28 protein-coding genes are annotated in these 25,421 nt (G+C 64.3%); 16 read left to right on the plus strand and 12 right to left on the minus strand.

Going from position 1 to position 25,421, the window contains the following annotated elements; translation table 11 throughout:
- Positions 1–168 precede the first annotated feature (168 nt).
- From fliF to fliR, 13 genes are all read left to right on the plus strand, one after another.
- On the plus strand, positions 169–1,848 hold the full coding sequence (fliF, locus tag ACIQWO_RS09180; protein ID WP_402822308.1) for a flagellar basal-body MS-ring/collar protein FliF: 1,680 nt from the start codon (positions 169–171) through the stop codon (positions 1,846–1,848).
- Entirely contained in the window at positions 1,835–2,833 is a 999-nt protein-coding gene (fliG, locus tag ACIQWO_RS09185; protein ID WP_039393995.1) for a flagellar motor switch protein FliG, read from the plus strand. The genes fliF and fliG overlap by 14 nt, the downstream gene beginning before the upstream one ends.
- Before the next feature lie 19 nt (positions 2,834–2,852).
- Complete coding sequence (gene fliH / locus ACIQWO_RS09190) at positions 2,853–3,512, plus strand: flagellar assembly protein FliH (RefSeq protein ID WP_402822313.1); 660 nt, start codon at positions 2,853–2,855, stop codon at positions 3,510–3,512.
- 122 nt (positions 3,513–3,634) lie between these two features.
- Positions 3,635–5,221 carry a flagellar protein export ATPase FliI gene (gene fliI / locus ACIQWO_RS09195; protein ID WP_402823872.1) on the plus strand — a complete coding sequence of 529 codons (1,587 nt, stop codon included), beginning with the start codon at positions 3,635–3,637 and terminating at the stop codon, positions 5,219–5,221.
- 12 nt (positions 5,222–5,233) lie between these two features.
- Positions 5,234–5,686, plus strand: coding sequence for a flagellar export protein FliJ (fliJ, locus tag ACIQWO_RS09200; RefSeq protein WP_039401735.1), 453 nt, complete (start codon positions 5,234–5,236; stop codon positions 5,684–5,686).
- Positions 5,687–5,705: 19 nt separating this feature from the next.
- The gene (locus ACIQWO_RS09205) at positions 5,706–7,157 is read left to right on the plus strand and encodes a flagellar hook-length control protein FliK (protein ID WP_402822318.1); all 1,452 of its coding nucleotides are present in this window, start codon (positions 5,706–5,708) and stop codon (positions 7,155–7,157) included.
- Positions 7,158–7,484: 327 nt separating this feature from the next.
- Positions 7,485–7,919 (plus strand): flagellar basal body-associated protein FliL, encoded by a 435-nt coding sequence (fliL, locus tag ACIQWO_RS09210; protein ID WP_231965115.1) that lies wholly within the window; start codon positions 7,485–7,487, stop codon positions 7,917–7,919.
- Positions 7,920–7,926: 7 nt separating this feature from the next.
- Positions 7,927–8,925, plus strand: a complete 999-nt coding sequence (gene fliM / locus ACIQWO_RS09215; protein ID WP_402822323.1) for a flagellar motor switch protein FliM — start codon at positions 7,927–7,929, stop codon at positions 8,923–8,925.
- Positions 8,925–9,365 carry a flagellar motor switch protein FliN gene (fliN, locus tag ACIQWO_RS09220; RefSeq protein WP_039394006.1) on the plus strand — a complete coding sequence of 147 codons (441 nt, stop codon included), beginning with the start codon at positions 8,925–8,927 and terminating at the stop codon, positions 9,363–9,365. Before fliM ends, fliN begins: the two co-directional genes overlap by 1 nt.
- Positions 9,366–9,370: 5 nt before the next feature.
- Positions 9,371–9,958: a flagellar biosynthetic protein FliO gene (gene fliO, locus ACIQWO_RS09225; RefSeq protein ID WP_402822326.1), complete on the plus strand. Its 588-nt coding sequence runs from the start codon at positions 9,371–9,373 to the stop codon at positions 9,956–9,958.
- On the plus strand, positions 9,958–10,788 hold the full coding sequence (gene fliP, locus ACIQWO_RS09230; protein ID WP_402822329.1) for a flagellar type III secretion system pore protein FliP: 831 nt from the start codon (positions 9,958–9,960) through the stop codon (positions 10,786–10,788). The genes fliO and fliP overlap by 1 nt, the downstream gene beginning before the upstream one ends.
- Positions 10,789–10,804: 16 nt before the next feature.
- Positions 10,805–11,074, plus strand: coding sequence for a flagellar biosynthesis protein FliQ (fliQ, locus tag ACIQWO_RS09235; RefSeq protein WP_039394013.1), 270 nt, complete (start codon positions 10,805–10,807; stop codon positions 11,072–11,074).
- A 27-nt stretch (positions 11,075–11,101) separates the two neighbouring features.
- Complete coding sequence (gene fliR, locus ACIQWO_RS09240) at positions 11,102–11,893, plus strand: flagellar biosynthetic protein FliR (protein WP_402822334.1); 792 nt, start codon at positions 11,102–11,104, stop codon at positions 11,891–11,893.
- Positions 11,894–12,000: 107 nt separating this feature from the next.
- On the opposite strand, the gene flgL is transcribed toward fliR, so the two are convergent.
- The 11 genes from flgL to flgB all read right to left on the minus strand — a co-directional run bounded on the left by flgL (position 12,001) and on the right by flgB (position 22,813).
- Entirely contained in the window at positions 12,001–13,236 is a 1,236-nt protein-coding gene (flgL, locus tag ACIQWO_RS09245) for a flagellar hook-associated protein FlgL (RefSeq protein WP_402822337.1), read from the minus strand.
- An 18-nt stretch (positions 13,237–13,254) separates the two neighbouring features.
- Complete coding sequence (gene flgK / locus ACIQWO_RS09250) at positions 13,255–15,243, minus strand: flagellar hook-associated protein FlgK (protein WP_402822340.1); 1,989 nt, start codon at positions 15,241–15,243, stop codon at positions 13,255–13,257.
- 132 nt (positions 15,244–15,375) lie between these two features.
- Positions 15,376–16,263 carry a flagellar assembly peptidoglycan hydrolase FlgJ gene (gene flgJ, locus ACIQWO_RS09255; RefSeq protein WP_402822343.1) on the minus strand — a complete coding sequence of 296 codons (888 nt, stop codon included), beginning with the start codon at positions 16,261–16,263 and terminating at the stop codon, positions 15,376–15,378.
- A 1-nt stretch (position 16,264) separates the two neighbouring features.
- Positions 16,265–17,443 (minus strand): flagellar basal body P-ring protein FlgI, encoded by a 1,179-nt coding sequence (locus ACIQWO_RS09260; protein ID WP_402823875.1) that lies wholly within the window; start codon positions 17,441–17,443, stop codon positions 16,265–16,267.
- Positions 17,444–17,451: 8 nt separating this feature from the next.
- Entirely contained in the window at positions 17,452–18,174 is a 723-nt protein-coding gene (locus ACIQWO_RS09265) for a flagellar basal body L-ring protein FlgH (protein ID WP_217426147.1), read from the minus strand.
- Between the two features lie 63 nt (positions 18,175–18,237).
- Complete coding sequence (gene flgG, locus ACIQWO_RS09270; RefSeq protein WP_039394029.1) at positions 18,238–19,020, minus strand: flagellar basal-body rod protein FlgG; 783 nt, start codon at positions 19,018–19,020, stop codon at positions 18,238–18,240.
- A 54-nt stretch (positions 19,021–19,074) separates the two neighbouring features.
- Complete coding sequence (locus ACIQWO_RS09275) at positions 19,075–19,818, minus strand: flagellar basal body rod protein FlgF (RefSeq protein ID WP_402822348.1); 744 nt, start codon at positions 19,816–19,818, stop codon at positions 19,075–19,077.
- A gap of 43 nt (positions 19,819–19,861) precedes the next feature.
- Positions 19,862–21,118, minus strand: a complete 1,257-nt coding sequence (gene flgE / locus ACIQWO_RS09280) for a flagellar hook protein FlgE (protein WP_402822351.1) — start codon at positions 21,116–21,118, stop codon at positions 19,862–19,864.
- 91 nt (positions 21,119–21,209) lie between these two features.
- The gene (flgD, locus tag ACIQWO_RS09285) at positions 21,210–21,938 is read right to left on the minus strand and encodes a flagellar hook assembly protein FlgD (protein ID WP_402822354.1); all 729 of its coding nucleotides are present in this window, start codon (positions 21,936–21,938) and stop codon (positions 21,210–21,212) included.
- A 24-nt stretch (positions 21,939–21,962) separates the two neighbouring features.
- The gene (gene flgC, locus ACIQWO_RS09290; RefSeq protein ID WP_039394038.1) at positions 21,963–22,367 is read right to left on the minus strand and encodes a flagellar basal body rod protein FlgC; all 405 of its coding nucleotides are present in this window, start codon (positions 22,365–22,367) and stop codon (positions 21,963–21,965) included.
- A gap of 5 nt (positions 22,368–22,372) precedes the next feature.
- Complete coding sequence (gene flgB, locus ACIQWO_RS09295) at positions 22,373–22,813, minus strand: flagellar basal body rod protein FlgB (RefSeq protein WP_046290185.1); 441 nt, start codon at positions 22,811–22,813, stop codon at positions 22,373–22,375.
- A gap of 543 nt (positions 22,814–23,356) precedes the next feature.
- Between flgB and flgA the strand changes: the two genes are divergently transcribed.
- The 3 genes from flgA (at position 23,357) to ACIQWO_RS09310 (ending at position 25,181) form a co-directional block, all read left to right on the plus strand.
- Positions 23,357–24,241 (plus strand): flagellar basal body P-ring formation chaperone FlgA, encoded by an 885-nt coding sequence (gene flgA, locus ACIQWO_RS09300; protein WP_402822357.1) that lies wholly within the window; start codon positions 23,357–23,359, stop codon positions 24,239–24,241.
- A 149-nt stretch (positions 24,242–24,390) separates the two neighbouring features.
- On the plus strand, positions 24,391–24,726 hold the full coding sequence (gene flgM / locus ACIQWO_RS09305) for a flagellar biosynthesis anti-sigma factor FlgM (protein ID WP_402822360.1): 336 nt from the start codon (positions 24,391–24,393) through the stop codon (positions 24,724–24,726).
- Positions 24,723–25,181, plus strand: coding sequence for a flagella synthesis protein FlgN (locus tag ACIQWO_RS09310; protein ID WP_402822363.1), 459 nt, complete (start codon positions 24,723–24,725; stop codon positions 25,179–25,181). The genes flgM and ACIQWO_RS09310 overlap by 4 nt, the downstream gene beginning before the upstream one ends.
- Here ACIQWO_RS09310 and ACIQWO_RS09315 read toward each other — a convergent pair.
- Entirely contained in the window at positions 25,178–25,381 is a 204-nt protein-coding gene (locus tag ACIQWO_RS09315) for a hypothetical protein (RefSeq protein WP_402822365.1), read from the minus strand. The two genes, ACIQWO_RS09310 and ACIQWO_RS09315, sit on opposite strands and share 4 nt — an antisense overlap.
- Positions 25,382–25,421: the final 40 nt, after the last annotated feature.

Here is a 25,421-nt window from a genome sequence, read left to right on the forward strand (position 1 = left end):
AATCAGGACCATCGGCATCGTGCGCACCTGTACCAAGTTTCTTTCCAATCCTTAGCGACTTGAGGATGTGTGCCCGATGCCACGCGTACCCGGAGAATTCTGTCGCATGTTAGTGAGCACTTCCACCGCGATGACCGTCATCACAACGCCCCTGGCGTGGAGCCGCGCATGAACGCTGCCACCCAGACGGCTGACGTCGCCGCCAAGCCGCCCCTGCTCGCGCAGCTACGCTCGCGTGAGCGCCTGCCGTTGCTCATCGGCGGCGCGGCCATCGTCGCATTGCTGATCGCCGTCTTCCTGTGGAGCCGTGCCCCCGATTACAAGGTGCTGTACAGCAACCTGAGCGATCGTGACGGCGGCGCCATCATCACGTCGCTCCAGCAGATGAACGTGCCGTACAAGTTCGCCGAGGGTGGCGGGGCCATTCTGGTGCCGTCCGAACAGGTGCACGACGTGCGTCTGCGTCTGGCCTCCCAAGGCCTGCCCAAGGGCGGTCTGGTCGGCTTCGAACTGATGGACAACCAAAAGTTCGGTATCAGCCAGTTCGCCGAACAGGTCAATTACCAGCGCGCCCTCGAAGGCGAACTGGCGCGCTCGGTCGAATCGCTCTCCGCCGTGTCGGCGGCCCGCGTGCACCTCGCGATCCCGAAGCCTTCCGTATTCGTGCGCGAACAGCAAAAGCCGAGCGCCTCGGTGCTGGTCACGCTCTACCCGGGCCGCGTGCTCGACGACGCGCAAGTGAGCGCCATCGTGCACATGGTGGCGTCGAGCGTGCCGGAACTGCCCGTCAAGAACGTGACGGTGCTCGACCAGAACGGCAATCTGCTCTCCGCCCAAAGCGGTAATGCGCTGGGTCTGGACGCCAGCCAGCTCAAGTACGTCCGCGAACTCGAACAGTCCTACGCACGCCGCATCGAGGCGATCCTGAACCCGATCGTCGGGCCGGGCAACGTCCACGCGCAAGTGACGGCAGACGTCGACTTCAATCAGGTCGAGCAGACGTCCGAGAACTACAAGCCGAACGCGGGCGAGCAAGCCGTTCGCAGCCAGCAAAGCAGCGAAGCCTCGCAGATCGGTGCGAACGCCGCCGGTGGTGTGCCGGGTGCACTGTCGAACCAGCCGCCGGGTCAGGCCACCGCGCCGATCACGCAGCAGCAGCAACAACAGCAGTTCGCCCAGCAAGGTGCCAACCCGGCAAGCGCCGCCAGCGCCCCGCAAGGCCCGCGCAGCGACCGCAAGGACGCCACGACCAACTACGAAGTCGACCGCACGATTCGTCACGTGCAGCAGGCGACGGGCGGCCTCAAGCGCCTGTCGGCGGCGATTGTCGTGAACTACCGTCCGGGCACGGATGCCAAGGGCAAGCCCGCGATGGTGGCGCTCACGCAAGCCCAACTCGACCAGATCCAGAATCTGTCGAAGGAAGCCATCGGCTTCTCCGGCCAGCGCGGCGACACGATCAACATCGTGAACAGCGCGTTCACGGTCGAAGAAGATCCGGAAGCGAACCTGCCGTGGTGGCGTCAGCGTCAGAACATCGAACTGGCCAAGCAAGTCGGCAAGTGGGTGCTGATCGGTCTGATCGGTCTCTATCTGTGGTTCGGCGTGATTCGTCCGGCCATCCGTAAGCACCTGACCCCGCCGCCGCCGGCCGAGCCGACGATGGCAGGCGCAGCAGGTGCCGACGGCGGTGAAGGCGAAGGCGCAGACGGCGAAGCTGGCAAGCGCGGCGAACTCAGCGCTTACGAACGTAACTTGCAGTACGCGCGTCAGGTGGCGCGACAGGATCCGAAGATCGTGGCAACGGTAGTCAAAGCATGGGTGGGTGGTGGCGATGAGCGCGGCTGAGGGACTCCAACGCAGCGCCATCCTCCTGATGTCGCTGGGCGAAGATGAAGCGGCGGAGGTCTTCAAGTACCTCGCGCCGCGTGAAGTGCAGAAGCTCGGCGCAGCGATGGCTCAGCTTCGGCAAGTCACGCGCGATCAGATCGCCGACGTGCTGCAGGACTTCGTGCTCGAAGCGGAACAGCACTCGGCGCTGTCGCTCGATTCGTCCGAATACATTCGCTCGGTGCTCAACAAGGCGCTGGGTAACGACAAGGCCGCAGGCCTGATCGAACGCATTCTGCAGGGCGGCGACACCAGCGGTATCGAAGGCCTGAAGTGGATGGATTCGACCGCCGTGGCCGAACTGATCCGCCACGAGCACCCGCAGATCATTGCAACGATTCTGGTGCACCTCGACCGCGATCAGGCGTCGGAAGTCCTCGCGCTCTTCACGGAACGTCTGCGTAACGACGTGGTGCTGCGTATCGCCACGCTCGACGGCATTCAGCCCGCCGCACTGCGCGAACTGAACGACGTGCTGACCAAACTGCTCTCGGGCAGCGAAAACATCAAGCGCAGCCCGATGGGCGGCGTGCGTACCGCGGCGGAAATCCTCAACTATCTGGGCGGCGTGCACGAAGAATCGGTCATCGAAGCCGTGCGCAACTACGACTCGGACCTCGCGGCGAAGATCGTCGAAGAGATGTTCGTGTTCGAAAACCTGCTCGACGTGGAAGACCGCAGCATTCAGGTGCTGCTCAAGGAAATCGAGTCCGAGTCGCTCATCATCGCACTCAAGGGCGCACCGTCCGAGCTGCGCGAGAAGTTCTTCAAGAACATGTCGGCCCGTGCGGCCGAGCTGTTGCGCGAAGACCTCGAATCGCGCGGACCGGTCCGTGTCTCGGAAGTCGAAGCCGAACAGAAGAAGGTGCTGCAAGTCGTGCGGCGCCTGGCCGATCAGGGCGCCATCATGATCGGCGGCCGCGGCGACGACGCGTACGTGTAACGAAACGGGGCCCGCGCGCATGTCGACCATCATCCCGAAGGAACGCCTCTCCGCCTGGCAACGCTGGGAGATGGCGTCGTTCGACCCGCCGCCGCCCCCGGCCCCGCCGCCGCCGCAACCGCCCAGCCCGCTGGACGATCCGGCGCTCGTCGAACAGATCGCCGCGTGGCGCGAAGAAGCGCGCGCCGCCGGACACGCCGAAGGCTATGCCGCTGGTCATGCGGAAGGTTATGCCGCAGGTCAGGCAGAAGGAAAGCAAGAAGTCGACACGCGCGCCGCACAACTCGCGGATATCGCGCATGGCTTCGGCAACGCGGTGAACGCCATCGACCGCGAAGTCGCTGAGCCGTTGCTGGGACTGGCGCTCGACATCGCGCGTCAGGCATTGCACCAGACGCTGGCCGTTCGCCCGGAAACGCTGCTGCCGATCGTGCGCGATCTGCTGGCCAACGATCCGCTCACGGGCTCGCCGCGCCTGCTGCTCAATCCGGAAGACATCGAGCTTGTCGAGTCGCACGTCGGTGCAGAACTCCGTGCCGCCGGGTGGACCGTGCGCCCCGACCCCACCATCGAACGTGGCGGCTGCAAGGCCGAAGCCGCGAGCGGCGAAGTCGACGCCACCATCGCGACTCGCTGGCAGCGTGTCATGGCCGCACTGGGCAAGGATCTGCCGTGGTGAACGCCGAACTCACCCCACTCTCCGCGCATGCGCCGGTGCTGCCCAGCACCGAGAATCAGCATGACGAGGCGACGCCGTCCACGCCCGCCCCGGCGAACGACGGCACCACGCCTTCCGTACGGTTGTGGGATGAGATCGACACGCACACGGTGCAAGCCGGTGCGTTGCAGCCTGACGATCACGACGATGAGGCCGACGCCGAATCCGCCGCGCGAGCCAGCGACGACGTTTCCACCGATGCCGCTCATGCGACCGATGTCGACACGTCGACCGCCGCAACCCAACAACCGCACAACGCGCTGAACGCCCGCGAACTCGCACGCGATGCGCACCTGCGCCGCTGGCAGAACACCCTGCGCGAGCGCATCGCGCACGTACACGCAGTGGAGCCGACACGCCGCTGCGGTCGCCTCACGCGCGCCGCCGGTCTGGTGCTCGAAGCCGTCGGCCTGCGGTTGCCGGTCGGTGCGGGCTGCCTGATCGAACTGCCGGTGCACGACGCCTCGCGCGAACCCGCCACGGCCGAAGCCGAAGTCGTCGGTTTCGGTGGCGACCGCCTGTTCCTCATGCCGCAAACGGAAGTTGCAGGCCTGCTGCCCGGTGCGCGCGTGTTCCCGATGGAACCCGCCGCCGACGGCCCGCTCCCGTCGCAACGTCACAATGGCAAACGCCTTCCCGTGGGCGAAGCCCTGCTCGGCCGTGTGGTCGACGCCGCCGGCCGCCCGCTGGACGACTTCGGCCCACTCGGCATGACCGACAGCGCCTCGCTCGCGTCGGTGCCGATCAACCCGCTGGGCCGCGCGCCCATCGAGTCGGTGCTGGATGTCGGCGTGCGCGCCATCAACTCGCTGCTCACCGTGGGACGCGGTCAGCGCATGGGTCTCTTCGCAGGTTCGGGTGTCGGCAAGAGCGTGCTGCTCGGCATGATGGCCCGCTTCACGCAGGCCGAAGTGATCGTCGTGGGCCTGATCGGCGAGCGCGGACGCGAAGTGAAGGACTTCATCGAGAACATTCTCGGGCCGGACGGTCTGGCGCGCTCGGTCGTGGTGGCCGCACCCGCCGACGTCTCGCCGCTGCTGCGCCTCCAAGGCGCGGCCTACGCCACGACGCTGGCCGAATACTTCCGCGATCAGGGCAAAGACGTGCTGCTGATCATGGATTCGCTGACCCGTTACGCGATGGCCCAGCGCGAGATCGCACTGGCCATCGGCGAGCCGCCTGCGACGAAGGGCTACCCGCCTTCGGTGTTCGCCAAGCTGCCCGCGCTGGTCGAACGCGCCGGTAACGGCCCGGACGGCGGCGGTTCCATCACCGCGTTCTACACCGTGCTGACCGAAGGCGACGATCAGCAGGACCCCATCGCCGACTCGGCCCGCGCCATTCTCGACGGGCACATCGTGCTCTCGCGTCAGCTCGCGGAATCGGGTCACTACCCCGCCATCGACATCGAACAGTCGATCAGCCGGGCGATGGCCGCACTCATCGACGACGCTCAGTTCGATACGGTGCGTCGCTTCAAGCAGATGCTTTCGCGCTACCAGCGCAACCGCGACCTCATCAACGTGGGCGCGTACGCGCCGGGCAGCGACCCGATGCTCGATCAGGCGATCGAGCTGTATCCCCGTCTCGAAGGCTTCCTGCAACAGGGAATGCGCGAGCGGGCCAGTTATCCGGACGCCGTGCAGCAGTTGCGCGGACTGTTCCACTAATTGGAGGCGGCCATGAATTCCACCCTGCCCCTCAAGTTGCTCATCGAACTCGCCCAGAAGGACGTGGACGAAGCTGCGCGCCTGCTTGGCGAGCGTCAGACGCAACGCGCCGAAGTCGAGCGTCAGCTCGAAGCGCTGCGTCAGTATCGTCACGAGTACCGCACGCGCATGCAGACGGCAACGATTCAGGGCATGGCGGGATGCGACTGGCGCAACTTCCAGCAATTCATCGATACGCTCGACACCGCCATCGGACAGCAGGCCATGCTGCTCCAGCAAGCGGAAGAGCGTCTCACCGTCGCGCGCCGGGAATGGCAGGCACAGCAACGCCGCCTGAACTCCTTCGGCACGCTCGCCTCGCGCGAAGAAGCCCGCACCGCCGTGCGCGTGGCGCGTCGCGAGCAGAAAGAAAACGACGAGTACGCCGCGCGCAGCCTGCGCCGTCGTGCCGAATCACCGATTTGAAGGAATTGAGGAGCCCACTATGTCGATTCTGAGCTTCCTGACCGATGCCGCCGGCGCTGCCCGGCAAGCCGTGAACCGCGCCGGTTCGTCGAACAGCGACGACACCGGCGTGCTGCCGTTCTCCGCAGTGCTCTCGCAGCAAACGCGTCAGACCGTCCAGCCGTCGGCCAGCAGCGCGAACAACAACGCCGCGCAGCAGGCCAATCAGACGAATTCGTCCAACGGCTCGTCGAACAGCACGAAGTCGACCGACAACGCGTCGACCGGACAAGCCGGTCAGACGGCACAGTCGGGACAAACCGGCCAGACCGGGCAAACGAACGCTTCGAACAAGCCTTCGAAATCGTCGAACGCCGATGATGGCAAGGACGAGGAAGACGACACGCAAACGGCCGCCGCTGCCCCGGGCGATCCTGCCGCAGCGCTGGCTGTTGCGCTCGCCGCGATGAACAACGCGCCGCTGCAAACCGCCGCGCCTGTCCCGGCAACGCCGACGGGTGACGCCGTCGCCACGGCCACCGACGGCAAGCCGGGTACCGGTGCTGCCATCACGGCCGCCGTCGCCGGTGCGATGCAAGCCGCAGGTGCCGCACAACTGACCGGCCAGCCGCCCGCAGGGACCGATGCCGACGCCAAACCTGTGACGACCGCCGCCAACACCGGCGCGCCGGTCAAGGGCACCGTTACACCGGCCGCATCGACGACCAGCCCGACGGGCGGCATCTCGCTCGACACGCTGGCGAAGAACGCCACCACCGCACACGCGGCAACGACCGCGCAGCCCGCTGCGACGGACGCGAAGGCCGCTACGCCGGTCGCCGGTACCGATGCGCAGGCACAACAACGCGTGGCCGACGCACTGGCGCAGGCCCAGGGCAACCGCGACGCTGCCTCGCAGGCCACCGCTGCCGCGACGCAAGCCGACGTGCAGGCTGCCCAGAGCGCCACCCCGGCCGTCGACGCCCAGCCGCAGTTGCAGGCGCAGGCCAACCTGCCTGCCGCCCTTGCGCTGAACGCACGCGTCGGTACGCAGGACTGGAACAACCAGCTCTCGCAACAAGTCGTGTGGCTCTCCAGCGCGCATGCCCAAACGGCCCAACTGAGCCTGAACCCGCCCGACCTCGGTCCGCTGCACGTGGTCCTGAATGTGGCGAACGACTCGGCGCAGGCCATGTTCGTCTCACAACACGCCGCCGTGCGCGACGCCGTTCAGGCCGCGCTCCCGCAGTTGCGCGACAGCCTTGCCAACAATGGCATCGCACTCGGCAATGCCACCGTGAGCAGCGACAGCTCGCAGCAGCAAGCCTTCGCGCAGCAAGGTGCGAGCGGCAATGGCAGCGGGAACGGTAGCGGCAATGGCAACGGACGCGGCACGCCGGGCTTCGGCCAGACGGCGGACGACGCCCCGATCGCCACGACCGTGAACGTCCCCGTGCGCGCGAGCAACGGCTTTGTGGACACCTTCGCTTAAGTTTTCCTGAGACTGGCGCCGGTCGCACGATAGGTGCATGACCGGCGCAGAAGTCGGCGCAAAACGCCATGCCATGCGGGCTGCCAACCGTCGCCACAAGTGCGACGCAGTGAAGCAGCGCCGCAGTGTGGCGGCAAAGTACCCTAAAGCAAGCGGGTTTTTCTGCCGTTAAGACAAAGACGCGAGTTAGACGCGAGTTAGACGCGATTGTCCCTTCTTTTCGGCCGATCACCCCCAGGCGGGTTGGCCGACAATCACTACCCAATAGCAGGCGAATACATGGCAAATCCCGCACCGACGCAAGCCGCGGCTCCCTCCGGAAGGGGCATGCGCAAATGGATTCTGTTGATCGTGGCGGTAGCGCTCATGGCAGCGGCCGGCGCGGCAACGGCCGTGTATTTGCTGACCGGACGTAGCGAAGCGGCCAAAGCACCGCCGCCCCCGCCGCCGCCCGTGTTTGTCGGCATGGATCCGTTCACGGTGAACCTCTCGGGCGAAGACGGCGAGCGTTACCTGCACATCGGCCTCTCGCTCAAGGTGGCAGATGCCGAAACGCAGGCCCGCATCACGCAACATATGCCCGAAGTACGTAGCCGAGTGTTGTTGTTGTTGTCGTCGAAGCAGCCGCAGGATCTCGCAACGATCGACGGCAAACGCCGTCTGGCAAGCGAAATCCGTGCGTTGGTCGCACAGCCGTTCGCAGCCAACATGCCGCAGCAAGCCGTGGGCGACGTCCTGTTCACCGCGTTTGTAATTCAGTGAGTGATTCATGGCGCATGAGGAGTTCCTGTCGCAGGAAGAAGTCGATGCCCTTCTGAAGGGTGTCACCGGCGAACAGGATGAACGGTCGGAGTCGGAAGATCATTCCGGTATTCGGCCATACAACATCGCGACGCAAGAGCGCATCGTGCGCGGGCGCATGCCCACGCTCGAAATCATCAACGACCGCTTCTCGCGACTGTTCCGCATTGCGCTGTTCAACTTCATGCGCCGCAGCGCCGAAATTTCGGTCAGCCCGGTGCGCGTGCAGAAGTACAGCGAGTTCATTCGCAACCTGCCTGTCCCGACCAACCTCAACCTGGTCCACATCAAGCCGCTGCGCGGCACGGCGCTGTTCGTGTTCGATCCGAACCTCGTGTTCCTCGTGGTGGACAACCTGTTCGGCGGCGACGGTCGGTTCCATACCCGCGTCGAAGGTCGCGATTTCACGCAGACCGAGCAACGCATCATCGCGCGCCTGCTCGACCTCGTCTTCGAGAACTACGGGGCGTCGTGGAAGCCGGTGTACCCGGTCGAGTTCGAATACGTGCGCGCCGAAATGCACACGCAGTTCGCCAACGTCGCCACGCCTAACGAAGTCGTCGTCACGACCACGTTCGACATCGAGTTCGGCTCGGTGGGCGGCGAATTCCACATCTGCATGCCGTACTCGATGATCGAGCCGATGCGCGACCAGCTCTCGAGCCCGCTGCAGGGCGAGACGCTCGAAGTCGACAAGCGCTGGGTGCGTCTGCTCTCGCAGCAGGTGCAGGCCGCCGATGTGGAAATCGTGACGAACCTCGCCCAGTTCGATATGAAGCTCTCGCAGCTGCTCAACATGCGCGTGGGCGACGTGATTCCGCTCGACGTACCTGAGGTGCTCGAAGCCAAGGTCGACGGCGTGCCCGTGATGCACTGCAATTACGGCGTCTTCAATGGTCAATACGCGCTGCGCGTGAACCAGATGATCAACCATTCGCACAGCGATTACAGCAAGGACAACGAGTGATGAGCGATACCCCTCAAACGCCCGGTGAAGACGCCCAGGCCATGGCGGACGAGTGGGCCAGTGCCATGGCCGAGCAGACCGCTTCGGAACCGGCACCTGCCGCCGCACCCCAACCTGCAGCAGCCCCCGTGTTCCAGCCGCTCGCAGCGACCGCCGGTAATCCGGCCGGTGCCGCGCACAACGACATCGATCTGATCCTCGACATCCCGGTCCAGATGACCGTGGAGCTGGGCCGCACCAAAATCGCCATCAAGAACCTGCTGCAACTCGCACAGGGTTCCGTGGTGGAACTCGACGGCATGGCCGGCGAGCCGATGGACGTGCTGGTCAACGGTTGCCTCATCGCTCAGGGCGAAGTGGTGGTCGTGAACGACAAGTTCGGCATCCGCCTGACTGATATCATCACGCCATCCGAACGCATCCGTAAGCTCAACCGATGATTGCAATGAAAGTCCGCGGCACGCCCGTGCGGCGCGCTGCGGCAAGCGCCGCCGGGTCGACGTCCACGAATCGTGTGATGCGCGCCCTTCAGAAGCTGGCGCGTCCGTTCTCCCTTCCGACCGGTCTGGCCGCTACCGTCGCCACCGCAGGTCTCGCCTTCCTTCCCGTCTCGATGGCCTACGCTCAAGGCACCGCTTCGCAAGCGGCCGCCGTGCCGAGCCTCGGCGGTGCGGGCATCGTGCAAACGGGCTTCGGCCTCGTGCTCGTGCTGGCGCTGCTCTTCGGGCTGGCGTGGCTGGCGAAGCGTTTCGGGCTGCAACGCCCGCTTGGCGGCGGTAACGTGCGCATTGTGGGCAGCGCGGCAGTCGGTCAGCGCGAACGTGTGGTCGTCGTGGAAGTGGCTGGCGACTGGGTCGTGCTCGGCGTCGCGCCGGGTCAGGTCCGCAGCCTTCATGTGATCGACGCCGACCGCGTTGCCGATCACGTGGCAGATTCACCGGCCCCCGCCGTCACCCATCCGGGTGCGCAAGCCAACCGCGCCGCGCAAGCTTTTGCGCAAAAGCTGCGCGAAACGATGAAAAAGGACACCTGATGTCACGCGGCGTGTTGCTGGCCGGACAAGCACCGGGCCCGGCGCGTATTGTCCGTCCGACGGTCGGTCTGAAGCCGGGTCTCGCACTCGTGCTGCTTGCATGTCTGCTTTGCCTGATCGGCCTGACGGTGCCCGTCAGTGCTTTCGCGCAGGCCACGCTGCCCGCCTTCACGACGACGCCCGCACCAGGCGGCGGACAGACCTACTCGCTGTCCGTGCAGACGATGCTGCTGCTCACGTCGCTGGGCTTTCTGCCCGCGCTGTTGCTGATGATGACCGCCTTCACGCGCATCATCATCGTGCTCTCGCTGCTGCGTCATGCCATCGGCGTGACGACCTCGCCGCCGAACCAGATCCTGATCGGCCTCGCACTGTTCCTGACCTTCTTCGTCATGTCGCCCGTGTTCGATCAGGTCTACACGAACGCCTACCAGCCGTTCGCGGCGAACAAGATCAGCTTCGAACAGGCCATCGACACTGGCGCCAAGCCGTTCCACTCGTTCATGCTCAAGCAGACGCGTGAAGCGGATCTGGCCCTGTTCGCCAAGCTCGCCAAGACACCGCCGATGAACGGCCCCGAAGATGTGCCGATGCGTATTCTCGTGCCCGCCTTCGCCACCAGCGAACTGAAGACGGCGTTCCAGATCGGCTTCACGATCTTCATTCCGTTCCTGATCATCGACCTCGTGGTGGCCAGCGTGCTGATGGCCATGGGGATGATGATGGTCTCGCCGTCCACCGTGTCGCTGCCGTTCAAGCTGATGCTGTTCGTGGTGGTCGACGGCTGGCAACTGCTGCTGGGCTCGCTGGCCCAGAGCTTCACGACGTAGCGGGGAGCCCAACGAGATGACTCCGGAAACCGTGATGGCGCTGGCCCATCAGGCCATGCAGGTCTGCCTGCTGCTCGCCGCACCGCTGCTGATCGTCGCCCTCGTCTCCGGTCTGCTCGTGAGCCTGTTTCAGGCGGCCACGCAGATCAACGAAATGACGCTGTCGTTCATCCCCAAGCTGCTCGCCGTGTTCATCACGCTCGTGGTCGCAGGCCCGTGGATGCTCAACCTGATGGTCGACTACATGCGCCAGTTGCTCACCGGCATTCCCGGCCTCGTCGGGTAAGCCGGGGGCATCGGGCATCGGCCAGCCTTGATCAGCTTCACTTACGACCAGCTCTCGGGCGTCATTGCGACGTTCCTGTTCCCGTTCGTCCGCCTGCTCTCGCTGTCCATGACCGCGCCGATCTTCGGTGACTCGCGCGTGCCCGGCACCGTGAAGATCGGTCTGGCGGGGATCGTCGCGCTCACGCTCGCCCCGGTCTTCGGCCCCGCACCGTCGGTCTCGCCGTTCTCGTGGGAAGGGCTCTGGATTCTGGCGCAGCAGATGATGATCGGCGCGGCGCTTGGCTGGTGCATGCAGCTCGTGTTTTCCGCCGTCAGCATGGCGGGCGACTTCGTCGGCCTGCAAATGGGTCTGTCCTTCGCCACACTGCTCAACCCCAATGCCGACGGCAGTACCGCCGTGCTGGGCATGCTGCTCAACGTCGTGATCATGCTGGTCTTTCTGGCGACGAACGGGCATCTGGTGATGTACGCCACGCTGGTGCAAAGCTTCACGGTGCTGCCGATCTCCGGCACGCCGATCTCGGTCATGGGCTGGCATTACCTCGCCATGCTCGGCGGGCAGTTGTTCACGCTGGCACTGATGTTGTCGCTGCCGCTCGTTGCGGCGCTGCTGATCTGTAACCTTGCGCTCGGCATTCTGAACCGCGCCGCCCCCCAACTGAACATCTTCGCCGTGGGCTTTCCGCTCACGCTCGGCGTCGGTCTCGTGGTACTCGAACTGATGATGCCGCGCCTCGCGCCGGTGATGGACCACTTCGTGTCCATCGGCATCGACATGATGATGCGCGCCACGGCCGCGTTCGTGCCGAAGGCCTGAGTAGCCCCAATGGCCTAGCCACCGGCGGCAATCGCCGCCGCCCAAAACCAATCAGGCCACCCGAAGGTGGCCTGATTGGTTTTGGTGTCCCACAAACAGTTCTGCGATCAGAGCAGGCTGAACAGCGAGAGCTTTTGCGTCTGGATGAAGGTCTGCTGCGAGGCTTGCAGCGCGGCCTGTTGCTGCGCGAACTGGCTCGTCGCCGAGATGATGTCCACGTCCAGCAGATCCTGCATTTGCGACGTATAAGCGAGATCGTTGGCGCTGCCGATGTCGTTGAGCGTCGAGATCTCGTTCATGCGCGAGCCCACGGTCGTGCGAACGGTCGTCACGTTGTCGTAGGTGTTGCTGAACATCTGGTTGAACGTGGTCAGCGTGTTGCTCAGGTTGGCCGAACCGGCCTGACCTTGCGCCGAGATCGGTGTCTTGAGCGTGTTGATCAGCGCCTGCAGGTTGTCGAACACGTTCGTGCTGGACTTGCCCGCCGGATTTACGTTGTAGGTGTCGCCCGTGGCCGGAGCCCCCGTGAACGTCACCGACTTGCCCGCGAACGTGATCGGTTGGCCCGACGTGTACGCGCCCGTCACATCCGCTGCGGTCGTGTCCGTCAGATCCTTGACCGTGTAGTTCGTCGTCGGCGGCGTAGTCGTGTTGTCGATAGCGAAGCTGATCGAGAACTGGTGATTGGCCGCTGCATTGCTCGCATCGGTCGTCGAGACCGGCGTGAACGTGGCTGTGCCCGTGTTCGACAGGTTGCCGCTGATCACCGTGCTGGCGGTGGCGGGCTGAATCGCCTGGAAGATGTTCGAGCCGATGTCGTTGATCGCAATCTGGCGCCCGCTGCTCACTTGCACGTAACGAAGACCGGTGTCCCCGGCGTAGCTTGCACCCGTCGGCGTGGCGACGTAGGCGGCCGAGCTGCCCATGAAGCCGGAGAACAGGTACTGGCCGTTCGCGTCGGTCGTGTTGGCCAGCGAGAGCAGTTGCTGGTAGCTCGATTGCAGATCGGTCGCGATGGCCGAGCGGTCGTTGTCGTTGAGGGACGGGCTGCCCGCGGCGATCACTTGCGACATCACGTGTTGCAGCGTGTTGACGATGCTGCCGAACGTCTGGTCTTCGAGCTGAAGCGCCGTGGTCGCCGAACCGCGGTTCGGCGCGTACTGCTTGTTCATGTCCTGCGCTTGCGACACGGCCACGGCCTGTGCCGACGCGAGCGGATCGTCGCTCGGCGTGGTCACGCGCTTGCCCGACGAGAGCTGTGCCTGCGTGTTGAGCAGATCGGAGACGTTACGGCTCATGGCCGACGACCCCTGATCGAAAATCATGCTGGTGCTGATACGCATTTTTCCGTCTCCTCAGCCTTAATTGACCATCTGCAGAATCGTGTCGAACAGCTGCGACGCGGTCTGGATGACCTTTGAGTTGGCCTGATAGAGCTGCTGGAACTTGATCAGGTTGGCGGCCTCTTCGTCGAGGCTGACGCCGGAATTGGACTGCTGGGCACTCTTTGCCTGCGTGAGCAGCGTTTGCTGCGCAGCGCTCGTCGCCTTGTAGGTGTTCGTGGTCGAGCCGACGTACGAGACCAGATTGGCGTAGGCGGACGCATAGCTGTCCTTGCCGCCGACCTTGGTCTTGTCGTTCTGCAATGCGGAGAGTGCGAGGCCGTTACGGTTGTCCGTCGTCGCGCCCGCAGCGTTCGGGGAGATCGTCAGCCTGTCGCCGTCGGCCGGGGTGCCGCTCACGTTCACGGTCATACCGTTCATCGTGATCTTCGCGCCGTTGGTGGCGTCGTACGGCACGGTGTCACCAGCCGCGTACGTGGTCGTCGTGCCATTGACCGTCACGGTCATGGGCGACGGGGCGACCAGCGTAATCGCACCGGTCGTGGCGTTCTTGCTGAACGTGAACGAGACCGGTGCGGTCAAGACGTTCAACAGGTAGTTGGCGTCGACGGAACCCTGATCGGTCTTGAGCGAACCGGTGTTGGTCGTCGGCGTGGACGCGAGGATCGGCGCGGCCAGGGCGATCTTGCCCGGGTCGGTAATCGCAACACCGATGTTGCCTGCGGCATTGCGTGTCGGCTCAATCGTGAAGCTGTCGCCTGCGACGTTATTGCCGACGGTGACGTTGAAACCGTCGTTGAACGCGTTACCGCTGCTGTCCGTGAACGCCAGCGGTGCGCCAGGGGTTCCCGGCACCGGGGCCGTCCACTTCGCGCCGTCCGACGAACGGGTCATCGTGTAGTTCGTACCATCGAACGTGACGTTGTAGTCGCTGGCCGTGATCTTCGACGCGTCGGTAATCGTCGAATTGAGCACCGCGCCGTTCGAGTTCTTCGTGTTGGCGACGATGGTCGGGTGCGGCACCGTGAACAGGTTGCCGCCGAGCTGGCCGTACAGATCCAGCCCGAGCTGGTTCTGCGCATTCATCGTGCCCGCGAGCGACACCGCGATCTGGCCGAGCGAATTCTGGGCTTGCGTCAGCGCGCCGCTGCGGAACGACAGAAGACCGGCGAGCGAGCCGCCCGTGATCGACGATTCCGGCACCGGCACCTTGGTGCCGTTGGGCGTCACGTAGGCAATCGTCAGTTCCGACGGGTCGTTCGTCGACGCCATGGTCGTGAGTTGGTACGCCGAGTTGCCCGTCACCAGCGACTGGCCGTTACCGACGTAGACGTTGTAGGTGCCGTCTTGTGCCTTGACCACATTGGTCTGGATGATGGCGTTCAGGCTGGCCACTGCTTGATCGCGCTGGTCGAGCAGGTCGTTCGGCGAAGCGCCACCGCCATTGGCCTGCGCCTGCACGATGGCGTCGTTCAGTTGCGCGATCTGCTTGGCGTAGACGTTGATCTGGTCGGTCGACTGGGCAATGCTGGCGTTGGTGCTGGAGCGCAGCGTGGACAGCGTGCCCGAAAGCGACTGGAACATGCTGGCCAGCGTTTGTGCGGACGACACGACGGTCGCGCGCGTGGCCGAGTTAGCCGGGGCCGAAACGATGTTCTGCAGGTTCGTGAAGAACTGCGACATCGTGGCCGACAGACCGGTCGTCGAGCTCCCCATCGCGTTGTTGATCTGCGAGATCTGCTGGTAGTACGTGTTGAGCTGGCTGTACTGGGTCTGCGCCTGGTTCGTCTGGTTCGACAGGAATTGGCTGTACACGCGGGAGACGTCGTTCACCAGCACGCCCGTGCCGATGTAGCCCGCGCCGGAATACTGGCTGGCGGCCTGGGAATAATCGACGATCTGACGGTTGTAACCGGCCGTGCCCGCATTGGCGACGTTATTGCCGGTGGTGCTAAGGGCGAACTGGGCGGCGTTCAGCCCGCTCATGCCAGTATTGATTAGGCTCATGATCTCGCGGCTCGAGTTAGAGGCACGCCCCGCGGTGAAAAGCCCGCTCGCGCACCGTTACCGATGTGTTTACGGCAGTCCGGCGACAAAATTGAGGCCCGGACTCGCTGGAATCTCAGGAATCCCGCGACGTCAGGTGAAGTGTTTCATCACTTTCATCAGCTTGCTGGCGTACTGCGGATCGGTCGCGTAACCGGCGCGTTGCAGATTGTTGGCAAAGCTCGCGGCGTCGTTGGCGCTCGCCACCACCGACGAATAGCGCGGATTGTTCGAAATCAGCTTGGCGTAATCGGCGAAAGCCTCGTCGTACGAGCCGTAGGCGCGGAACTTGGCCATCACCTTACGCGGTTGGCCGTTCACGTACTCGGTCGTCGCCACTTCCACCGTTGGGCCGTTCCAGTTCTTGCCTGCCTTGATGCCAAACACGTTGTGGCTGGTGCTGCCGTCCGCCCGGCGGATCTCACGCTTGCCCCAGCCCGACTCCAGCGCCGCCTGACTCAGCATGAAACGCGCCGGAATGCCGCTGTTTGCGCTGGCGTTCTGGGCGGCCGTGGCCATCCGGTCGACGAATTCGCCTGCGGCGGCCGGTGCGTTGTCCGCCACACCGATAGCATCCGCCGAGTTATAGGCGCGTCCGGCCAGCGGCTGCTGACGGCCCATGGCCGCCGGTGGCAGCGTGGTGCCGGTCTTGGCCAGTTGCTTGAGCATGAGATCGGCCAGCCCGATGCCTTTGTTCGACGCCAGTTGCTGGGCGAGCTGGTCGTCCAGCATGCCGTTGAACATCTTTTCCTGATCGCTGCCGAGCAGGCCGCCGGACATGGTGGCGTCGCGCATGCTCTTGACCATCATCTGCGTGAAGACGGCTTCGAACTGCTTGGCCGCCTGCTGCGTGGCCTGCGGCGTTTGCTGATGGGCGGCGGCGCGCAACGCCGTGAGGCCCTGCATTTCGTAGGACGCGCGCTGCGTCAGGTCGGGCAGAGGAGCGCTCGCAGCCCCCGTGAGACGATTGCTGTCGGCCATATCAGATGATCTCCAGGTCGGCGCGCAGGGCGCCCGAGGCCTTCATGGCCTGCAGAATCGACATCAGGTCTGCCGGACTCGCACCCAGCGAGTTCAGCGCCTTGACGACGTCGGCGAGGTTGGCGCCCGCTTTCACCATCTTGAGCGCGTTGTTCTCCTGTTGAACGGAGATTTGCGAATTCGGGGCCACAACCGTCTGACCGCCCGAGAACGGTGCCGGTTGGCTCACATTGTTTTGCGTGTCGATGACGACCGACAGGTTGCCGTGCGCGACCGCGCATTGCTGGATCGTCACGTTCTGGTTCATCACCACCGACCCCGTACGGGCGTTGATGATGACGCGTGCAGCCGTGTTGTCCGGGCGCACTTCCAGGCTTTCGAGCTGCGCGAGGAATTGCACGCGCGAGGACGGGTCGGTCGGCGTGCGCAGCAGAATCACGCGGCCGTCGAGCGCCTGTGCGGTGCCGTAGCCAAAGCGACGGTTCACGGCGTCGACCACGCGCTGCGCGGTCGAGAAATCGGTGGCGTTCAGTTCCATCTGCACGGTGCCCGGCTGACCGCCCATGGCGGTCGGCACGGCGCGCTCGACGATGGCGCCGCTCGGAATCCGGCCCGAGGCGAGCTGGTTGATGGTCACGCTCGAACCGTTGGCAGCCGCGCCCGCGCCGCCGATCAGCAGGTTGCCCTGCGCCAGCGCATAAACCTGACCGTCCGGCCCCTTGAGCGGGGTCATCAGCAGCGTGCCGCCGCGCAGACTCTTGGCGTTACCCATCGACGAGACCACCACGTCGATGGCCTGACCGGGACGCGTGAACGCCGGTAGCGTGGCCGTCACCATCACGGCGGCCACGTTCTTCAACTGCATGTTGGTGCCCGGTGCGACCGTGATACCCAACTGCGAGAGCATGTTGGTCATACTCTGCACGGTGAACGGCGTCTGAGTCGTCTGGTCGCCCGAGTTGTCGAGACCGGCCACGAGACCGTAGCCGATCAGTTGGTTGTCGCGCACGCCCTGAATCGACGCCAGTTCCTTGAGACGCTCGGCGTGCGCCACGCCCGGTGCGAGCAGCACAGCGCCGCCCGCGACGCTCATCGCCGCTGCCACGGCCAGCGTGGAGGCGGTGCGGCGGAAGTGGCGGAAGGAGCCGGTGTTAGGCGCGCGGCGCGACAGGAACGACATGATCGACATCAGAAGGGCGAAACGTTAAGGAAGAAGCGCTGCAGCCAGCCCATGGTTTCGGCTTCGTTGATGTAGCCCTTGCCACGGTATTCGATGCGCGCATCGGCCACCTGCGTCGAAGGCACGGTGTTCGCGCCCGAAATGGTCTGCGGGCTGACGATGCCCGAAAACTTGATGTACTCCGTGCCCTGGTTGATCGCGATCTGCTTCTCACCGGCGACCGCGAGGTTGCCGTTGGAGAGCACGTCCATCACGGTGACGGTGATCTGCCCCGAGAACACGTTGTTGGCGTTGGCCGCGCCCTTGGCGTCGAACTTGTTCGCGCCGCTGGCGTCCAGTGCCTGATTGTTGAGCACGCCGCCGATCACACCGGGCGTCTGGTTCAGCGTCAGATTGCCGCTGCCCGCGCGCGTGGTGTTCGCGGCGGAGTTCTTGCTCGCCGCCGTGTTTTCGTTGATGACGATCGTGAGGATGTCACCCACGTTGCGCGGACGGCGGTCTTCGAACAGCGGACGGTTCGAGTACAGCGGACGGTAGATCGAACCTTCCGGGTCGGCAGACACGGGCGGGGGCGGCGGACGCGTGGTCGTCGGTCCGGTGACGACCGGCTCCTGCGGCACGTAGGCGCAGCCCGCCAGACCGGTCAACGCCACGGCAGCCGCGAGCGCGAGGAACCGAGCGAGGCCCGCGCTGCGTGGCTTGCGTTGAGAAGCGGTCGTGCTTGCGGACATATCGACGTTCATTTCCTAAGTGCTGAGTACGTTCGGCGGCGGGTTCGGCGGCTATAGCCCCGATTACATCTGCGTCAGACGTTGCAGCATCTGATCCGATGCCGTCACGGCCTTCGAGTTGATTTCATAGGCGCGCTGCGCCGAAATCATGTTCACGAGCTCTTCCACCACGTTCACGTTCGACGTTTCGACGTAGTTCTGGTTGAGCACGCCTGCGCCGTTGGTGCCCGGCTGTGCGACGTTCGGCGCACCCGAGGCGGCCGTCTCGGCGTACAGGTTCTCGCCCATGCTTTGCAGGCCAGCGTTGTTGATGAACGTGGCGAGCTGGAACGTACCGATCTGCACGTTGGCCGTGTTACCCGGCTGCGTGACCGAGACCGTACCGTCGCGCGCGATAGTCAGCGACAGCGCGTTGGCCGGGATCGTGATCGCCGGTTGGATCGGGTAGCCCGAAGCCGTCACGAGCTGGCCGTTGTTATCGACCTGGAACGAGCCGTCGCGCGTGTAGGCGGTCGTGCCGTCCGGCATGAGCACCTGGAAGAAGCCGTCGCCGTTGATGGCCACGTCCTTCGCGTTCGCCGTCGACGTCAGGTTGCCCTGCGTGAAGATGCGCTCGGTCGCGGCCGGACGCACACCCGTGCCCAGTTGCAGGCCCGAGGGCAGCAGCGTTTGCTGCGACGACTGAGCACCCGGCTGGCGGATCGTCTGATACAGCAGATCCTCGAACACCGCGCGGCCTTTCTTGAAGCCGTTCGTGCTGGTGTTAGCGAGGTTGTTCGAAATCACGTCCATGTTCGTCTGCTGGGCGTTCATGCCGGTGGCAGCGATGTAGAGCGAACGGATCATTTGATGTTTCTCCCCGTGTACGGTGGCTGGCGTCGTCTGGCGACTGGCCGTCCGTTAGCTGAAGTTCAGCAACTGGTTGGCGGATTGTTCGTTGGTGTCGGCCGTCTGCAGCATCTTCATCTGCATCTCGAAGGCCCGCGACTGCGAAATCATGTTCACCAGACCGCTGACCGGATTGACGTTGCTGGTCTCGATCCAGCCGGCGACCACCACGACATTCGGATCGACCTGCGCCGGTGCGTTGTTGCCCATGCGGAACAGTCCGTCGTCACCACGCACAAGGTTGCCCTCGGGCGGGTTGACCAGCTTCAACTGGCCCATCACGGCGATGGAGTTGGGCGGATCGCCCTGCCCCAGTGCCGAGATCGTGCCGTCGGTGCCCACGGTCACGGCAGCGCCCGGCGGCACGGCGGCCGGACCGGCGTCGGTCATGACCGGCAGGCCATGCAACGTGATCTGGCCGTCGGCCGTCATTTCGAGGTTGCCGCCACGGGTGTAGGCTTCGCGGCCCTGCGCATCACGCACCGCCAGCCAGCCCTGCCCCTGAATGGCCACGTCGAGCGCACGGCCCGTTTGCTGCATCGCGCCGGGCGTGAAGTCGGTGCCCGGCGTGGACGTCGTCACAAACGTACGCGTGCCGGTCGAGCCGTCGGCACCGCGCACCGGCGCCTGACGGAACGCCGAGAGCTGGGCGCGGAAGCCCGGCGTCGAGACGTTCGCCAGATTGTTGGCGGTGGTCGACTGCTGCTCCATCGCCTGCTTCGCGCCGGTCATGGCGATATAGATCAGACGATCCATCGACGCCCCTCCTGCAAGTTACGCATACGCGCCGCTCCGTGTCTTACAGGTTGACCATCGTCTGCATCAACTGGTCTTCCGTCTTGATCGTCTGCGCGTTCGCCTGATAGTTGCGTTGCGCGGTGATCATGTGGACCAGTTCGGCCGTCAGGTCGACGTTCGACGCTTCGACGGCACCGGCTTGCAGCTTGCCGAGGTTGGTGCCGCCCGGCACGCCCACGATGGGGATGCCCGATGCGGCCGATTCCGACCAGAGGTTGTTACCCAGCGGGATCAGGCCGTTCACGTTGTTGAAGTTCGCGAGTGCGACCTGGCCGAGCACCATCGATTGCGTGTTCGAGTACGTACCGACGATGGTGCCGTCGGCGTTGAACGTGAAGCCGGTCAGGCGACCCGACGAGTAACCGTCCTGCGTCAGCGTGTTCGGCGTGTAGCTGTTACCGAACTGCGTGGTGCCGGTCAGATTCAGCGTGAGGTTGCCCTGCGCCGCGCCGTTGCCGTAGGTGATCGTCGGCAGCGTGATCGGGCCGGTCACGGCCGCGCCGGTCGAGTCCGTCTGCGAAACCAGGCTACCCGACGAGTTGAACGTCAGCGTGCCGATCGGGCCCGCGCCGACTTGCGTCGTGCCGTCGACCGAGGCGTACACGGTCCACGTGGCGTTGTTGGTCGTCGCGTTGACGCTCGTCTTCTTGAAGTACAGGTTGACGTCGTGCGAATTGCCCAGCGAGTCGTAGACCTTGAGCGACGTGGCGTTGGTGTACGAGTTCGGGTCGGTAATCGAGAACGGCGTGGTGTTCGCGGCGCTGCGCGAGTCGAGGTTGAACTGACCCGTGATCTTCTTGGTGGCCGTCGGGGCCAGATCGCCCGTCGGGATCTGCAGATCGACCGGCGAGACACTGTTGATGATGCCGTTCGGGCCAGCCAGATAACCGGTCAAGTGATCGCCGTTCGAGTCGACGATGTAACCGTTCTTGTCGAGCGAGAACTGGCCGTTACGCGTGTAGGCGATGGTGCCGTTGTTCGACACGCGGAAGAAGCCGTTGCCGGAGATCGCCAAGTCGAGCTGGCGGTTCGTGACGGTGATGTCGCCCTGCGTGAACTGCTGCGCGATGGCGGCCACACGCGTACCGATACCGACGGTGTTGTTGCCTGCGCCGAACAGCGAGTTGGCGTAGATGTCGGCGAACTGTGCCTGACCCTGCTTGAAGCCGACGGTGGCCGCGTTGGCAACGTTGTTGCCGATGACGTCCAGGTCCTTGGAGGCGGCGTTCAGGCCGCTCAATCCGGTCGAAAAGGCCATGGTGTTACTCCTGAAATTCGGTTGTCGACGACGGGTATCGCGACGAATACGGTTCGAAAAGAGTTAAGCGCTTACGAATCAGAGCTACGGATCAGAGAATTTCGCGAACGTCGGAGAGCTTGATGTTCGAGCCCGTGCCCACGTTGAGCAGCGGCGAGCCGGTCGTGCTGGCGACCACGCTTTGCACCTGCGCATACGAGAGCAGCGTCGGCGTCACGGCCTTGCCGTTGGCTGTGGCCGTCACGCTCAGCGTGTACTTGCCGTCGGCCACCGCGTTACCGGCGTCGTCCTTGGCGTCCCACGTCAGGGCCTGCACACCGGCATCGAGCGCGCCCGCGTTGACGGTGCGGATCGTCTTGCCGGTGCTGTCCTTGATCTCGATCTTGACGGTGTCGGCGTCGCTCGGCAGTTCGAAGCCGAACGGCGTGGCCGTCTTCGTGACGGTACCGTCGGTGGCCGTGGTGCTGCCCACGCCGATGTTGGTGCCCGGGATCAGCACGCCCTTGCCGACCAGTGCCGCGGCTTGCAGGCTCTGGGTCGAGTTGAGCTGCGACGTCACCGACGAGAGCGTGGTGTTCAGCTGCGTGATGCCCGAGACCGTGCTGATCTGCGCGAGCTGCGACGTGACCTGCGAGTTGTCCATCGGGTTGAGCGGATCCTGGTTGTTCATCTGGGCGACGAGCAACTTCAGGAAGCTGTTTTGCAGATCGTCCGCGCTACCCGCCGACGACTTCGAGCTGCTGCTGTTCGCAGTGCCGTTGATCGAGTCGAGGAAGTTCTGCGAAAAGTTCGCGGCGTTCGACGTATTGATGCTGGCCATTTCTTCTGGTCTCCGCGCGGCCCCTTACTGGCCGACCGTGAGGGTTTTGAGCATGAGTGTCTTGGCGGTGTTGAGCGCTTCGACGTTGGCTTGGTACGAGCGGGAAGCGGAGATCATGTTGACCATCTCTTCCACCGGATTCACGTTGGGCATGGTGACGTAGCCCTGTGCGTTCGCGGCCGGGTTCTTCGGGTCGTACACGGTCTTGAGCGGCGACGGGTCTTCCACCACGCCGGCGACCTTCACGCCACCGACATCGGTGCCCGTGACCGGATTGACCTGAAACACAACCTGCTTGGCGCGGTACGGCTGGCCGTCCGGGCCGGTCACCGATTCGGCGTTGGCCAGGTTGCTGGCCGTCACGTTCATGCGCTGCGACTGCGCAGTCATGGCCGAGCCGGCGACGTCGAAGATGCTCATGAGTGGCATGGCGCTTACCCTTGACTGGTGATGGCGGCCAGCATCGTCTTGATCTGGCTGCTCAGGACCGTGAGGCCCGTCTGATAATGCACGGCGTTATCGGCGAAGTTCACACGCTCGGCGTCGAGTTCGACGGTGTTGCCGTCAACGCTTTGCTGATACGGCACACGGTAGAGCAGCTCCGGGCCGCCCATCGGCGGTGCCGTCGTCACACCGCGCCCGGCGATGTGGCGCGAGGACGTGCGCGAGAGCGACACGCTCGACTCAGTGGCGAGCTGCTGCTGCGCGCCACGCTCGACCGCCTGATTCAACGCGTTATTGAAATCGACGTCGCGCGACTTGTACCCCGGCGTATCCGCATTGGCGATATTCGACGAGATCACCTCCTGGCGGTAGGCGCGCATAGACAGCGCCTGCTGGGAGAATCGCAATGCCGCGTCCAGTTTGTCCATGATCTCGTCTCGCCCGATGCTTGCCTTGATGCTGGGTACTTGGGTAATGCTCAAGAAACTTGTCCGTGCTGCACGTTCTGGCTGCTGGGCCTGCTCAGTCATTTGCTGCGCCGACTGGCGGCCATCGCGCGGTGCGCAGACGGGGTGCCCTGCCCGGTCCGGAAAAAATAGGGACCTTTTGGCATGCTTCGCATCGTATGCGTACCCCCCGGGATTCAATCGGAGGAATAGGAAGGAGATTGACCGCCATTTCGAGCCATGCCCCGTGACGCGACATCTCTAGAATGGCTTCCTGACGGCATCGGGCGGGGTTCGCCCCCCAGGCACAGGGACACTGCCCGGTGTCGTCGGCTTCGCAACGCGCAAGCCGTTCAGGCAAGGAGAGTGAGCATGGCAGGCAAATTCGGCGACCCATTCGCCAATGCCCCGCGCACGTACGACGTGCAGCGGTCCGGCCAGCGCTCGTCCGCAAAAATGTCCCCGAACTTTCAAATACTTACGAGTGCGCGCCGTGGCTTGATGGCCGCGATGTTTGCGACCGTAAGCATGGCTGGACTCGTGACGTCTGCGCAGGCTGCGACGGGTGCGAACCCCGGCGTCGCCACCGATCCCGCCGCTCAGAACCTCGGAAATACGCTCGGACCCAGCGCCATCGTCATCCCCGGCAACAATGCCGCCGCAGGCGGTGTCGCGTCGAACGTGCCGAACATGGTGCGCCCCGCGACCGCGAACGCGCCCGTCCAGACGCAGCAGGCACCGGTCGCTGTCGCAGCGCCTGTGCAACCCCAGGCATCCCAATTCCAGAACACGCAGGTGATCCGGCAGACTGCCGAGCGATTCCTGCGTGAGCAGACCACCGGCTTGCCGGGTCAGGTCAACATCACCGTGGGCGAATCGGTCTCGGACCGCATGCCTGCTTGCGCGGCGCTTGAGCCGTTCCTGCCGCCGGGTGCGCGCCTTTGGGGCACGACCAGCGTTGGCGTGCGGTGTGCAGGGGAGCGTCCGTGGACGCTGTATCTGCAAGCGCGTGTGAGCATCAACGCCACGTATTTCGTCGCGGCACGTCAGATTAATCCGGGCGAGGCCATCGGGCCGACGGATCTGTCGCCGCGTCAGGGCGATCTCACGCTGTTGCCGCGTACGGTCGCGACCGATGCCGGTCAGATCGTCGGGACGGTGGCCGTGAACCGGATTACCTCGGGGCTGCCGATCCGCTCCGACCTGCTGCGCAGTGCGATTGCCGTCCAGCAGGGACAAACCGTGCGCGTGGTCTCGCGGGGTTCGGGTTTTGAAGTGAGCACGGAAGGTCAGGTGCTCACACGTGCCAGTGCGGGCGATCCCGTGCAGGTGCGCACGCGTGCCGGACAAGTCGTCAGCGGCACCGTGAAGTCGGGAAAAAATGGCAACGTCGAAGTCGAAGTTGCGCTGTAAGAATCAGGAAGAAAGCGATGAAAGTAACCGCTTACTTACGTTAAGTATTCGCTGAAATCACCCGGGCACTTGAACTGGTAACAGGATGTTACTTGCCTAAAGTTATGGCGGATAATGCCGTTACACAGGCAGGTTTCTGGGGAAAGCACATGAAAATCCAACTACCCGCCAATTCGTTGAACGAGGTCGGCGGTAGCAAGGCGACGACCGATCGCACGACGGCTGGCGCTGTAAATACCGACGCTGCTGCGGCACCTGCTGCGAGTACCGGCGGTGCAAACGTGAGCACGAGCGCCTTGTCGTCGGAGATGCGTGCCTTGCAGGAAGCGCTGGCAGCGACCGGCACGGCCGACATCGACGTAGCGAAGGTTGCGGCGATCAAGACGGCGATCGCTAACGGCCAACTGTCTATTGATACCTCCAAGATTGCGGACGGTCTGATCTCGACCGCACGCGATTTGCTCTCTGCGCAATCGAAGTCATGACCACCGATGCCCTGCTGAACGCCCTGACTGCTGAGACTGCCGCTATTGGCACGTTTTCGACATTGCTCGGGGAAGAACAGCAGGCATTGGTCAACGGCACGCTCGACGCGTTGCCGGATCTGACCGAGCGCAAGACGCGCGCCGTGGCGGAGCTGTCCGCCCTGGGTCGCGAGCGCGATGCGCAGTTGAGCGCGTTGGGCTACTCGCCTGACGAAGCAGGTGCTACGGCAGCAGCAGCCGCCGATGCTAAGGTCGACACCGCGTGGAAGGCACTGCTTGCCGCCGCCGCCGAGGCGAAGCGCGCGAACGACACAAACGGCCTGCTCATCAACACCCGCCTGACGTACACCCAGCAAGCCCTGAACGTCCTCTACGGCCCGGGCAACAACACCCCGCTCTACGGCCCCGACGGCCGCACCACCCCGCGTTCGAGCGGAGGGAGTGTTACGGCTTAAGGCTGGCGCACTTCCGGGACCGCTTCACCGTTCGTCCGCATATCGTCGACGACTTCGCAGACCGTCTTCCGAATACCCTCCAGCGCTTCTTCCGGCGTTGCACTCAGCCAGGATAAGGCGGGAAACTCCGCGCATCGACCGACATGCTCGCCATCTTCCGACGACCAACTCAGGTAATAGGTGTAGTGATTCGTGTCCATGCTGGAATGGTGACAAGATCAGCACCATTCCTTCAAGCAG

This window comes from Pandoraea sp. NPDC090278, assembly GCF_044772185.1.
Lineage (GTDB): Bacteria > Pseudomonadota > Gammaproteobacteria > Burkholderiales > Burkholderiaceae > Pandoraea.